This window comes from Halomonas sp. KM007 (assembly GCF_050709225.1).
Taxonomy (GTDB): Bacteria; Pseudomonadota; Gammaproteobacteria; order Pseudomonadales; family Halomonadaceae; genus Vreelandella; species Vreelandella hamiltonii.
In genome coordinates this window covers 2,968,165-2,980,282 of record NZ_CP136131.1, presented here as the reverse complement: position 1 = coordinate 2,980,282, position 12,118 = coordinate 2,968,165, and the positions used below count along the sequence as shown (strand labels likewise).

Here is a 12,118-nt window from a genome sequence, read left to right as displayed (position 1 = left end):
AACCACACCCTGTCCTAATGCAAGCGCAAGGAGCAATAGCCATGAAAATGATCAAACCTGCTTTCCTCGGTACGTTGATGGTGCCTGCTTTCATGTTTGCCGCTGGCTCGGTCAGCGCTCAGGAAACCGTGGCAGCTGAAGCTACCTACCTCACCACGCAGCCTGAAAACACGTTCCATGCTGATTCGCTGATCGGCAACAACGTGAAAAGCACCGTGGAAGAAGATGAGGATATCGGTACCATTTCTGACCTGGTCATCGATGAAGATGGTCAGATCCAGGCTGTCGTCATGGGTATCGGTGGGTTCCTCGGCATGGGCGAGAAAGACGTTGCCGTCGAGTGGGACTCTTTGGAACTGACGAAAGATGATGACGGCGATGACTACGTGATTCGCGTCAATGCATCACAGGATGCACTGGAAGCTGCCGAAGAGTATGAGCGTGACTAAACGCTGATAACGGTAAGCGTTAAAAAAGGCCTTGGCAATTGCCAAGGCCTTTTAGCATCCATACAGCAATACTTTAAGGCGCCAAGTTAACACTTCCATTAAGCTTTAAAGCCAGCTCAACTAAAAGTCAAAAGAAGCACTTGACGCCTTTTCCATAACACAAGTTATTAAATCAACCTTTTAACTTTGCGGTCATGGTAATCTCAGCATTCAATACTTTTGAAACAGGGCAATTTGCTTTGGCCGTCTCTGCGGCTTCTTTAAAAGCGGCTTCATCCGCTCCGCTCACGCTAGCTTCTACTTCAAGATGAATTTTCGAAATATCGAAACCATTCGAGCCCTGTGACAACGTCACGCTGGCCTGCGTATCGATAGACTCCGCCGTGTAGCCTTTTTCGCCAAGAATCATGGAGAGCGCCATGGAGAAGCATCCGGCATGGGCAGCACCGATCAGCTCTTCTGGATTGGTGCCCGGCGCGCCTTCGAAGCGCTGCTTGAACGAGTAGTTGGCGTCCAGCGCTCCACTTTCGGTGGATACATGCCCTTGGCCGTCCTTCAAACCACCTTCCCAACGTGCGCTTGCTTTGCTATCCATTCTGTTCTCCTTTCCCAGGGTAGTTCGCTAATGGCGAACTGAGCGCAAGATAGCGCTCAGCCTTTTCAGAGTAGCTGATTTCTCCGGGGCTTGCCGAATGTCACGGCGTGATATCACCCGAGGACTCGCTGGTCATCGCCGCCAACGACAGGCGCACTGGCATCGATGAGCAGTTCCACACGCCGGTTGGCAGCCCGACCATCTACCGTCGTATTACTGGCTACCGGTCGTGTTTCGGCAACCCCCTGGATGATCAGACGTTCAGGCGCCATATTGCCGTCTTCGATCAATACATTGGCCACGGAGGCAGCACGCATGGTGGAAAGATCCCAGTTGCTGCGAAACTGCGCCGTGCGGATAGGCACGTTATCGGTGTGCCCATGTACCGATAGCGTACCGGTCAACCCGCTGATGAGGCTGGCGTGCTCCACCAGAAGGGAAGCAAATGCGGGCGTCACGTTGGCCGTCCCCGAGCCAAAGGTGCCATTTTCGGCGATTCTGACGATGACTCGCGCCTCCTCCACTTCAATCTCCACGCCCCCTTCGGGTAGCGCAGTCGCCAGCAGCGCCATGTCGGCGCTCGTGCTGCTGATCCCCGGACTGCTGCTATGGCCCAGCGAGCCCATCAGCACGCTGGCCTGGGGTAACGCCTTGGCCCTGGCGGTGCTGAGCACCGCCGCGGCCTTTCTACTTTATTTCGGACTGCTGGCCAGCGCCGGGGCCGGGGCCACCGCCACGTCCACGGTCACCTTTCTGGTGCCGGTGAGCGCGCTGCTGTGGGGCTATCTGCTGCTGGAAGAAACGCTCTCGCTGCAGGTAGTGCTCGGCATGGTGATTACGTTGATGGGCACCGCCGTGGCCACGGGGCTACTGCGCTTCAAACCTCGCGTGGTAATGCCTCTACGGCGTCCCCCACACGAATAGTCGCGCCCTGCCCCTTGGTCAGCGTGGCATTCTGGCCAAAAAAAGCGCCTTTCAGATGCGGCTGGGTATTGAGTGACAGCAGCGTCTTGAGTGGCTCGCCTGGGGCAGGGACCGCACCGGTCTGCTGATCCACAGTGGTGATCTTGCAGCGCTGGCAAGGCTTGCGCAGGGTGAGTTCGATACCACCAGTGGGTACTCGCAGCCCGGCCCAGCGGTCTTCCGCCCAAGCGGTGGCACACTCCACCACGATGTTGGGCCGGAACCGATTCATGGGGATGGGAGATTGCCCAGCAGCCACCAGCGCCTGATTGAGCGCATCCAGCGAGCCGGTGGTGGTAACCAGGAAAGGGTAGCCGTCCGAGAAGAAAGTATCCGCGCTGTCGCCCGCCAGGAAGTCTGCTTCCACGGGCCGTGGAAAATCACTGGCAAAGCGCACCAGACTCAAGCCCCGGGCCGTATCCCCCAAGGCAGCCTCCAGCCATCGAGAGACTTCCTCGCCTTCCGGGCGCGCCTTGCAGTGATCGTTCCAGACGGTCACCTGGCGCAGATCACCTTGCGGCTCATCCAGTGAAATGGCGATAGGCGCCATCGAGGGGTGCGATAGCACCAGCGAGCGCTCATCGAGAGCCACGCCTATGGTGGCCAGAGCGGGCAGCTGACGCTGGGTGACGAAGCGCTGCTGCGCATCGACCAGCATCCAGCGCCGATCCCAGGCCAACCCGTGGGTGTAAAGCTCGCTCTGTTGCAGATCGATCCCCTTGAGCGACTTGACCGGATAGACCGTCAGTTGAGTGATGTTCACGGCAGCCTCATTTGAAGAATAAAAAAACAGCGGTGACTGGACACAGCCCACCTCACACAGCCTACCTCACACAGATTAGCTCACACAGACTACCTATAACGTATCGCCTGCTTCGATACGGTAGCCCAGGTCAATGACGGGTTGGTCCACCCCTTCGCCACGAATACGTGCCAGCAGGGCCTGAGCCGCTCTTTCACCGATGGCTTCGCGAGGGGTCACGACGCTGGCCAGACGCGGCGTCATGGCCTGCCCCACATCATGACCGTGAAAACCGGCAATGGCCATCTGTTGGGGGACGGCAACTCCTCGGCGCAGGCATTCGAAGTACGCCCCCACCGCCACGTCATCGTTGGTGCAGAACACCCCATCCGCTTGAGGGTAATCCTGCTGAATCTGTTGCATCAATGCAGCGCCCACGGTGTAAGAGGAGCGCTGGCTACGCTGCAAGGTGACGGGTGATAGCCCATGCGCCTGCATGGCCTGTCGATAGCCTTGCTCACGCTGGCGCGTCCGCTCATCGAGACGCACGGCCAGATAGAGAATGTGGCGGCGGCCACGCCGGATCATCTCGCTGACCATTTCGTAGGCGGCGCTCACGTTGTCGTACCCGACGGCCTGCTGAAGCGGGGGTCGATGGGTGTCCATGATCTCCACGATAGGAATACCCGCGGTTTCCAGCATGCGCAAGCTGCGCAGCGTATGGTCTCGATCCGAAAGAATCACACCATCGACATTATAAGAGAGCAGCGAGGCCAGGCTACGCTCTTCGAGCTCGGGGCTGTAGCCGTAGTGGGAAAGCATCAGATGATAGCCCGCAGGCTCGGTATACGCTTCGATGCCCACGATCACATCGGCAAATACCTGGTTGGTCAAGGAAGGAACCAGCACGCCAATGGAGTGGCTCGTGGCCCGCGACAGCAGATCCGGCGCTCGGTTGGGAATGTAGCCAATCTGCTCCGCGGCACTGAAGATACGCTCGCGCAGCCCTTCCGAGACCGCTTCCGGGTCGCGCAGGCAGCGGCTCACGGTCATTTTGGTGGCGCCAACGCGGTCGGCGATGTCTTGCAAGGTGGGGCGTTTTTTCTTCAATGGCGTCACTGCCTGATATCATGGATGGGCACGGGTTTTACCATAACGAATCCTGCGACCCGTCGCCTATCCCTTCCTTTAGATTGACGAGCGCTGCGGCTGCGAGGATAGCGTGGCACAAAAGCGCTCGACAATCACGCGAGGCGGCAGCTCAATCGACAGCGTGACGGCCTCGTCGGCCAGCGGCGGTTCCAGGTCCGCCAACTGGCTGGCCAGCATGTCATCCCCCTTGAAGAAGTGGCCGGCGCGAGTGGCCAGCCGCTCGCGCAGCACATCGGGCCTCCCCTCCAGGTAGAGGATACAGAGGTCACCATCGCCCTGCCGCAAGCGGTCGCGATAACGCCGTTTGAGCCCGGAGCAGGCAACCACTACCGAGGCATCCCGGGTGCGATAGCTTTCCAGCAGGGCCGATAGCGTTGCCAGCCACGCCTGGCGGTCGTCGTCGTTCAGCGGCGTACCGCTGGCCATCTTGGCCACGTTCGCGGCACTGTGATGGTCATCTCCATCGATGAACGTGGCCCCCAGCGAAGACGCCAACTGCTGGCCAATATGAGTCTTGCCGGAGCCCGAAACCCCCATGACAAGAATACGCTGTGAAGTGCTCGTCACACTGCTCTCCTGTCAGTTGCCGCGCACGGCGGTCAAGTTGGGTAACCATGTCACGATCCCGGGGAAGGCAATCAACAGCACCAGTACCACCAGCAGCGCCGCGTAATACGGCAGCATGGCCTTGACCAGCGACTCCATCGACACCTTGCCCACGCCACACCCCACGTACAGGCAGGTGCCTACCGGCGGTGTCAGCAACCCGATACCCAGAACGAAGGCCATCAGAACGCCAAAGTAAGCCGCGTCCACCCCCACCGAGGTCACGATGGGCGCCAGCATCGGTGCCATGATCACCATGGCGGGCGTGAGATCCATGACGAACCCGACCAGCAACAGCAACGCCGCCACGATCAGCAACAGCAGAAAAGGCTCCTGGGTAATCGCCTGAACCTGACGCACCAGCGTCTGGGGCACCATGTTGATGGTCAGGAACCACGCGATCACGGTGGCAAACGCCAGCAACATCATGACCATGCCGGTCAATCGGGCAGTGCGAATCAGCATGCCGCCAAGCGCTGCCAGCTTGAATTCCCGATAGACCAGCAGGGAGATGGCCAGCGAATAGAGCAGCGCCGCCACGGCCGCTTCCGTGGCCGTAAAGACGCCGCCAATGATGCCGCCAATCACGATCACCGGCAGCACCAGTGCCAGCCAGGCCGCCTTGAACGCCTGCCACAGCACGTCCCAGCGGAACTGGCGCACGCCACCTCCCTGCCGAGAGGCCAGCAGGAACGTCGTCACCATCAGCGCACCGCCAATCAGCAGCCCCGGGACGATACCGGAAATGAACAGGCGACTGATCGAGGTTTCCGTGACGATACCGTAGAGAATCAAAGGAATGGAGGGCGGGATGATGATACCGATCACCGACGATACCGTATTGATCGCCGTGGCATCCGCTGCGCTGTAGCCCTGCTGCTTCATGGAAGGAATCATCATGGAGCCGGTCGCCGCCGTGTCCGCCACCGCCGAGCCACTGATTCCGCCGAAGAACATCGAGCCGGTGATGGCCACCTGGCCCAGCCCACCACGCATGAAGCCGACGAGCGCCCCTGCCAGTTCCATCAGGCGCCGCGCGATACCTCCTTGGCTCATCACTTCGCCCACCAGAATGAAGAACGGAATGGCCAGCAGGGGAAAGCTGTTCACGCCCCGGATGGACTGCTCGATCATGATCGACAGCGGAATGTCCGACAGTATGGCCATGACCAGTGCCGCCACACCCAGCCCAAAGGCAATAGGCAGGCCCATCACGATGGATGCGAACAGGATCGCCAGAAAAATCCATAACATAGTGGTTACTCCCCCACAGAATTGGTGGATGGGTCGCGCAGCACGAGCACCAGGCGCAGGCTGACCCATAGCCGCCACAGCGACACCGCGGCAATGAAGATCACGCACAGCACCAGAGACAGGCTGACCCAACTGAGCGGCACGCCCAGAATGGCAGAACGACCACTGGAGCGAGACAGCACCTGATACCCGCCCCACACCATCACCAGCATGAGCCCCGTGATGATCAGGTGCTGAAGCGCATACAGCAGATGCGCCAGGCGCAGCGGCAGGCGGCGCACCAATGCATCCACCGCAATATGCTCATAGCGCGCAAAGGCCGCCGCCGCGCCAATGAAGACCAGCCAGATGAACAGCATGCGCGCCAGCTCATCGACCCAGGGAAGCGAGTGATTGAACAGCGAGCGCCCCACCACGTTGCTGGATACCGAGACGATCAGCGCGACCAGAATAGCGCCGATCAGATACTCCATGCCCAGCGTGACCCAGCGAAACAGGGCGGGCCCCTGAGCCGCATCGGTGTCGATTTCCAGGCACCGTCGGTTAGGGTCGTCCAGATAGGTCGAGGGGTCTGTCGGGTCAGGCGTTGCCAGCACAGGCTCGGCTGGGGGAGTATGCGAGGGGGATGTCATAAAAGCTCCTGGGGCACTATCGAATCGGGCAGGCCACTGGCCTGCCCGAAAACCCACGGCAATGGCTTACTGAGACGTATGGTCTGCCACGATCTGCTGAATTTCAGCAATCAGGTCTTCCCCGATACGCGGTGCCCACTGGGTGTAGACGGGCTGAACGGCTTCCTGGAAAGCGGCCAGCTGCTCATCGTCCAACCGAGTGATCTGCATGCCACGCGCTTCCAACTGCTCACGAGACCAGTCGTCGTATTCGGCCGAGAGCTGAATTTCATACTCGGCAGACTGGCGGGCAGCTTCCAGCACCAGTGCCTGATACTCCGGCGCCATGCGGTTCCAGGTACGCTCGGAGAGCATCATGATGAATGGCGTATAGACGTGGCGCGTTTCCGTGCCGTAATCCTGCACTTCGTTGAAGTTCGAGGTCAGGATGGTGCTCCAGGGGTTCTCCTGGCCATCCACGACGCCCTGCTCCAGCGCCGAGAACAGTTCACCAAAGGCCATGGGCGTCGGGTTGGCGCCCAGCGCTTCCCAGATGGCCAGATGCACCGGGTTCTGCATGGTGCGCACGCTCAAGCCGCGCACGTTGAGGCCCGCCACGTCGTCAGGGGTCGCGACCGGGCGGGCGCTGTTCGACAGCTGGCGGTAGCCATTCTCGGAAAACGTCAGCGCTTTCAAGCCAGTGCCTTCAAAAGCATCCAGCATGTTCTGGGCCGCATCGCTCTGCATGACGGCAATGGCGGCTTCACGGCTGGGCAACAGGAACGGCAAATCGAACACCGACAGCGCCTGCACGTAGCCGGTCGTGGCCGAGCTGGAAGGGTAAGTCATGTCCAGCGTTCCGGTCTGCAGCATCTCCATCATCTGCACGTCATCCCCCAATTGGCTATTGGGGAAGACATTGACGGTAATCCGACCATCGGTACGCTGTGCCAGAATCTCGCCGAAATATTGGCTGGACAAGAACTGCGGGGAGGTTTCGGACAACCCGATACCCATGCGCAGCGTATGGCTACCATGGTCTGCCAGAACCTCGCCCTCGATGGCGGGCGGCGCGGAAAGCTCCGGGCCTTGTGCATGCGCCATGCCAAAGGTCAGAGTGGTGGCGCCCAAAAGGGTCAATGTGCTACGCCAAATCGTTGTCATCGTTGTTTCTCCACGCAGAATTGTTGTTAGTGGCCGGGTTGTGCATGGCCAGTTTTTGAAGGACCAGTGCTTGAATGACCAGGCTGCCGAGCGATGCGGTAGCTCGATGGCTTGCCGATAACGTGTGTCAGGCCAGAGGCTGTTTGTTACCGGTAACATCGAGTGTATGAAGGCTAGCGGCGGCCTCTGAGCGTGTCAAAACAAATATGGTGATTTGCGACCAACGTCTAGGGTTTGTCTAAAAAGTCAGATAGTAAGTAGACGCTGGGCACGATACATTACCTTTCACGTCAACACCTCGGAGAAGACATGACAGAACTTGAGCCCTGCAACGAACTGGAGCTGGACCAGCAGCTCTGCTTCGCGCTGTACTCAACGTCGCTGATGATGACCAAAACCTACAAGCCACTGCTCAAGGAGCTAGGGCTCACTTACCCGCAATACCTGGCCATGCTGGTGCTCTGGGAAAACGATGGGATTACCGTAGGTACATTGAGCAAGCGCTTGCTTACCGATCCGGGTTCGCTCACTCCGCTGCTCAAACGGCTGGAAAACGAGGCGTTGATCAAACGCCAGCGCAGCACCCAGGATGAGCGTGTGGTCGAGCTGTTGCTGACCGACAAGGGCCGCGCGCTACGCGCCCAGGCGCAGCATATTCCGGGCTGCATCATCAAGGCCAGCGAACACTCTGCCGACGCCTTGCGTGAGCTGAAAGACGACTTGATTGCGCTTCGTCAGCGCCTGCAGTCGGACCAGTAAACGCGAATGACACTGTCTTTTGAGTGACTCCACATTTATCTTGTGTGCAAATTAAAATGGCGCTAAATTAAAATCTCTTTTTCCAAACTCGCTCATACCCTTGGAGACGCCCATGTCTATCGAAACCATTGCTTATCGCGCCCATGCCCACGCTACTGGCGGCCGCGAAGGCCACGCCAAGTCTTCTGACGGCGCTCTGGATGCCAAGCTGAGCACGCCGAAGGAACTGGGGGGCGCTGGCGGTGCTGGCACCAACCCGGAACAGCTGTTTGCCGCAGGCTACTCCGCCTGCTTCCTGGGTGCCTTGAAGCACGTTGCCAGCCAGGAGAAGGTAAAGCTGCCTGCAGACACACAGATCGATGGCAGCGTGGGTATTGGTGCCATTCCTACCGGGTTTGGCATCGAAGTGGAGCTCAAGATCAGCCTGCCGGGCCTGGAAAAAGATGTTGCGCAGTCGCTGGTCGATAAAGCCCACATCGTGTGCCCATACTCCAATGCCACCCGTGGCAACATCGACGTCACTCTGACATTGGTGTAAATGCTTGAAACGCCTCTGACCTGTCTTTCGCAGGTCAGAAACAGCCTGCCCCCTTCTGCCAGCGCTGCCTTTGTTCTGCCCTTGCCATTTAATTAACTCGCTAACGACACACCCTTGTAGCCAGGCTCAAGCGCCCCAATCGATTCACTACGACAACGCATGACCGCTAAACGCGAGGACCTCATGAGCGATCCAACCTATACGCCGCCCAAGGTATGGCAATGGGAACCCGGCAACGGTGGCAAATTTGCCAACATCAACCGCCCCGTCGCAGGTGCCACCCACGATAAACCTCTACCCGTCGGCAAGCATCCGCTGCAGCTTTACTCGCTGGCCACGCCTAACGGCGTCAAGGTCACCGTGATGCTCGAAGAGCTGCTGGAAAAAGGCATCACCGACGCCGAGTACGATGCCCACCTGATTCAGATCGGTGAAGGCGACCAGTTTGGTAGCGGGTTCGTGGAGGTGAACCCCAATTCGAAGATCCCGGCACTGATGGACCACAGCGTTCAGCCACTCCAGCGGGTCTTCGAGTCAGGGGCCATCCTGCTCTATCTGGCCGAAAAATTTGCTGCCTTTCTGCCCAGCGACCCCGCCAAGCGTACCGAATGCCTTTCCTGGCTGTTCTGGCAGATGGGCAGCGCACCGATGCTGGGCGGCGGCTTTGGGCATTTTTATGCCTATGCGCCGGAAAAGTATCAGTACCCTATCGACCGCTACACCATGGAAGTGAAGCGCCAACTGGACGTACTCGACCGCCACCTGGCAGACAACCGTTATATGGCGGGCGACGAATACACGATTGCCGACATGGCGATCCACCCCTGGTATGGCGCACTGGTCAAGAACCGTGTGTATGAGGCAGCCGAATTTCTGGAGGCCCACACCTACACCCACGTGCTGCGCTGGACCGAAGAGATCGATGCCCGCCCCGCCGTGCAACGGGGCCGCATGGTCAACCGTACCTGGGGGGAACCCCGTGAGCAGCTTCATGAACGCCACGATGCCAGCGACTTCACTGAAAAAACCGAAGACAAGCGTTAATTCGCGTATCAGGAAAACGTACGATGTTCGATCCGAAATACGCCCAGCTGATATTTTCATGCCTCATGGCGCTGTTCATGTCATGCATCATGTCGCTGGTGATTACGCTATATAACGTGGGACTCGTGGATGGGATTGTGATGATTTGGCTCAAAGCGTCGACCCACGAAGAGACCCAAAAAGGCAACGGGGCCTGCTCATCGCAGGCCCCGTTGTTCATGTAGCGAGTTCATGTAGCGAACTCATGTAGCGAGTTCATGTGGTGGTATGCCACCGTATCTCACGCGGCACGTATATCAAAACTGATAGCGTACGTTGGCCGTGACGCTGCGACGATCACCGTAGCCACAGTCGCCTCCGTCATAGCGGCACCAGGAGATGTACTCTTCGTAACGTGCACCGATGAAAGAGAGTGCCCGCTGACAGGCAGCGGGCGGAGGAACCAGCAGAACTACAGCACGCGTGAGTTGTTCAACGCGTAGTTCCAGACGCGGTAAAATAGAAGATGTAGCCAATCCCCAAGGTGAGAAACGAAATCACCATCCACAGGATGATATGGCCGATATTGCTGAAGATATTGATATCGCAGACCATTTTTCGCTCTACCCCACTGGCATGGTCGACCACGCTAGTACGATTGATGACAAAGCGAGCAAAGGAGTACGGAAAGAAAAACAGCGCGATCCCCAGCGTAAAAATCGTCAGTAACAGCCACACCAGCAGGTGGCCCACGATATCCAGAATGGACAGATTGGCTTTGATGGTCACAGGGTGCCTATCGATGCAGTAAGAGTGGTGTGCAGATTACTACACGCCGGGATTCAGGAGTGCGAGGCCCACCAGTCGGCATAGGAGCTGTTTTGGGGAGCGAGACCGCCTTCGTCCGGTGCTCCATCCTGCCACCAGACAGGCCCCCGCTCACCCAGTGCTTCCTTGGCTTCCTGCACGGCCTGACGTGCCTGGCGAAGCGCGTGCTCATCGTCATGCTGTTGGGCACTGCGCACCGCACGCCGCGCCTTCATCAACGCCTTGACATGAAGACGCCGGGTGTCTTCCGAGAGACGCGGATCGGTGCAGCGCCACAGCCGGTTCTTGGCAACGAAGTAGCGTCCATCCGGTGTCTGTGGGTACTTGCTGCTCATGCTGCCCTCTCGGTCGTTTGCGCATCGGCCTACTGCACTAGAAACGCTTGGTCAGCGTCATGGCGCCAAACACATCCTGCTCATCCTGCCCTTCGAACTCGCGGGTGCGCTGTACGACGGCGTAGGTCACCTGCCAGTCTTCCCAGGCCAGCGCCAAGCCCGTTGAGGCATCGGCGACCCACTCCTTGCGGTCTACCGAATGGCTATCGCGCACGGTATTACCGTCCAAGGTCAGATTATGGGCCATGTAATAGCCTTCGACGCTGGCAAACAGATACCACTGCCAGCCACGGCTCTCGCTCATCAGATGGCGCGTACCGGGGTTGGGGGTCAGGGTAGGAATGCCTTGAGCGTCGTCTCCCCAGCGCACGCTGTAGCCAGCGCTGGCGTAGGTGTACAGGTTGCCTAATGCCGCCCCGACACTGGGGCCGTGAGCAAACTGTTTGCCCGCCAGCGGGGTGTCATGCCACCACTGGCGGCGCAGCGTCAGATTGATCAGCGCTTCGTCACCCAGCTGATTACGCCACCCCCGCGGGCGGTCGCTATTGGTGACGCGGTGTACCTCACGCTGGATACTGTCAGCCAAGGAAGAGGGCCCCACCAAGCCCACATCGAGGTGCAGATCGGTGGCCCGCTGCCACTGCCCCACCGGCACATCTTCATATAGCGACACACCGCCGTATACCAGCCCTGCATAGGGGCGGTCATCTTCGATCAGGGAGCGCCGTTCGATGTTATCGGGCGTATAAATCTGGTGCACGAAGCGATACGCCACCCGGTCAGCCTGCCCCATCAACCCCGTTGGCAACGCCACGGCAAGCCGCTGCAGCCAGTTCTGTTCGGAGGGCGTCGTCATCCAGTTCAGCTCGAAGCCACTGGTGAAGTGGCCGTCATCACTGCTGGCCAGGCCATCGTTTTCGAGCTTGAGGGTCAAGGCGCTGTCGCTGGCCATGGCTAGCGCAGGCAGCAGGCTAAACGGCAATACCAGGGCACGTAATACAGCAAAGGGTTTCATGGCTCGTTCCTTGAGTAACAAACATTGCTGATTGTATGTAATCTTGCAAAAAGATAGCAAGCTACTTTTATAGTCGCCTATGGC

Annotated in this window: 16 protein-coding genes and 1 pseudogene; 6 read left to right on the top strand and 11 right to left on the bottom strand. The window is 58.8% G+C overall.

The features are described from left to right. Positions 1-41 precede the first annotated feature (41 nt). Positions 42-449 (top strand): PRC-barrel domain-containing protein, encoded by a 408-nt coding sequence (locus tag RVM27_RS14105; RefSeq protein ID WP_016914573.1) that lies wholly within the window; start codon positions 42-44, stop codon positions 447-449. Positions 450-621: 172 nt separating this feature from the next. On the opposite strand, the gene RVM27_RS14100 is transcribed toward RVM27_RS14105, so the two are convergent. Together RVM27_RS14100 and RVM27_RS14095 are read right to left on the bottom strand one after the other, a co-directional pair. Beyond that, positions 622-1,044: an OsmC family protein gene (locus tag RVM27_RS14100; RefSeq protein WP_016914574.1), complete on the bottom strand. Its 423-nt coding sequence runs from the start codon at positions 1,042-1,044 to the stop codon at positions 622-624. A 113-nt stretch (positions 1,045-1,157) separates the two neighbouring features. Continuing rightward, positions 1,158-1,616, bottom strand: a complete 459-nt coding sequence (locus RVM27_RS14095) for an OmpA family protein (protein WP_498956870.1) — start codon at positions 1,614-1,616, stop codon at positions 1,158-1,160. On the opposite strand from RVM27_RS14095, the pseudogene RVM27_RS14090 reads away from it, so the two are divergent. Further along, a pseudogene (locus RVM27_RS14090) lies at positions 1,597-1,968 on the top strand (EamA family transporter); the annotation flags it as partial. The gene RVM27_RS14095 and the pseudogene RVM27_RS14090 sit on opposite strands and share 20 nt — an antisense overlap. Here the strand turns inward: RVM27_RS14090 and RVM27_RS14085 are convergent. The 6 genes from RVM27_RS14085 to RVM27_RS14060 all read right to left on the bottom strand — a co-directional run bounded on the left by RVM27_RS14085 (position 1,922) and on the right by RVM27_RS14060 (position 7,536). Next, on the bottom strand, positions 1,922-2,770 hold the full coding sequence (locus RVM27_RS14085) for an MOSC domain-containing protein (protein WP_287807902.1): 849 nt from the start codon (positions 2,768-2,770) through the stop codon (positions 1,922-1,924). The pseudogene RVM27_RS14090 and the gene RVM27_RS14085 sit on opposite strands and share 47 nt — an antisense overlap. Positions 2,771-2,863: 93 nt before the next feature. Further along, the gene (gene gntR, locus RVM27_RS14080) at positions 2,864-3,859 is read right to left on the bottom strand and encodes a gluconate operon transcriptional repressor GntR (protein ID WP_287807955.1); all 996 of its coding nucleotides are present in this window, start codon (positions 3,857-3,859) and stop codon (positions 2,864-2,866) included. Between the two features lie 78 nt (positions 3,860-3,937). Further along, positions 3,938-4,468 (bottom strand): gluconokinase, encoded by a 531-nt coding sequence (locus tag RVM27_RS14075; RefSeq protein ID WP_287807904.1) that lies wholly within the window; start codon positions 4,466-4,468, stop codon positions 3,938-3,940. 12 nt (positions 4,469-4,480) lie between these two features. Then, positions 4,481-5,761, bottom strand: a complete 1,281-nt coding sequence (locus tag RVM27_RS14070) for a TRAP transporter large permease (RefSeq protein WP_039176503.1) — start codon at positions 5,759-5,761, stop codon at positions 4,481-4,483. 5 nt (positions 5,762-5,766) lie between these two features. After that, a complete protein-coding gene (locus tag RVM27_RS14065) occupies positions 5,767-6,393 on the bottom strand; it encodes a TRAP transporter small permease (protein WP_287807906.1) in 627 nt (208 codons plus the stop codon). A gap of 66 nt (positions 6,394-6,459) precedes the next feature. Further along, positions 6,460-7,536 carry a TRAP transporter substrate-binding protein gene (locus tag RVM27_RS14060; protein ID WP_081139102.1) on the bottom strand — a complete coding sequence of 359 codons (1,077 nt, stop codon included), beginning with the start codon at positions 7,534-7,536 and terminating at the stop codon, positions 6,460-6,462. Between the two features lie 309 nt (positions 7,537-7,845). Between RVM27_RS14060 and RVM27_RS14055 the strand changes: the two genes are divergently transcribed. The 4 genes from RVM27_RS14055 (at position 7,846) to RVM27_RS14040 (ending at position 10,101) form a co-directional block, all read left to right on the top strand. Beyond that, positions 7,846-8,295 carry a MarR family winged helix-turn-helix transcriptional regulator gene (locus tag RVM27_RS14055; protein WP_039176513.1) on the top strand — a complete coding sequence of 150 codons (450 nt, stop codon included), beginning with the start codon at positions 7,846-7,848 and terminating at the stop codon, positions 8,293-8,295. 112 nt (positions 8,296-8,407) lie between these two features. After that, positions 8,408-8,833, top strand: a complete 426-nt coding sequence (locus tag RVM27_RS14050; protein WP_498956869.1) for an organic hydroperoxide resistance protein — start codon at positions 8,408-8,410, stop codon at positions 8,831-8,833. A 183-nt stretch (positions 8,834-9,016) separates the two neighbouring features. After that, entirely contained in the window at positions 9,017-9,877 is an 861-nt protein-coding gene (gene yghU / locus RVM27_RS14045) for a thiol:disulfide oxidoreductase (protein WP_498956868.1), read from the top strand. A 23-nt stretch (positions 9,878-9,900) separates the two neighbouring features. Continuing rightward, entirely contained in the window at positions 9,901-10,101 is a 201-nt protein-coding gene (locus tag RVM27_RS14040) for a DUF2798 domain-containing protein (protein ID WP_081139096.1), read from the top strand. Between the two features lie 247 nt (positions 10,102-10,348). Here RVM27_RS14040 and RVM27_RS14035 read toward each other — a convergent pair whose 3' ends face one another. The 3 genes from RVM27_RS14035 to RVM27_RS14025 are packed head-to-tail and all read right to left on the bottom strand — an operon-like array spanning position 10,349 to position 12,034. Then, on the bottom strand, positions 10,349-10,645 hold the full coding sequence (locus RVM27_RS14035) for a DUF6693 family protein (protein ID WP_498956867.1): 297 nt from the start codon (positions 10,643-10,645) through the stop codon (positions 10,349-10,351). 53 nt (positions 10,646-10,698) lie between these two features. Further along, the gene (locus RVM27_RS14030; protein ID WP_498956866.1) at positions 10,699-11,019 is read right to left on the bottom strand and encodes a hypothetical protein; all 321 of its coding nucleotides are present in this window, start codon (positions 11,017-11,019) and stop codon (positions 10,699-10,701) included. 37 nt (positions 11,020-11,056) lie between these two features. Then, positions 11,057-12,034, bottom strand: coding sequence for a lipid A deacylase LpxR family protein (locus tag RVM27_RS14025; RefSeq protein ID WP_144981748.1), 978 nt, complete (start codon positions 12,032-12,034; stop codon positions 11,057-11,059). Positions 12,035-12,118: the final 84 nt, after the last annotated feature.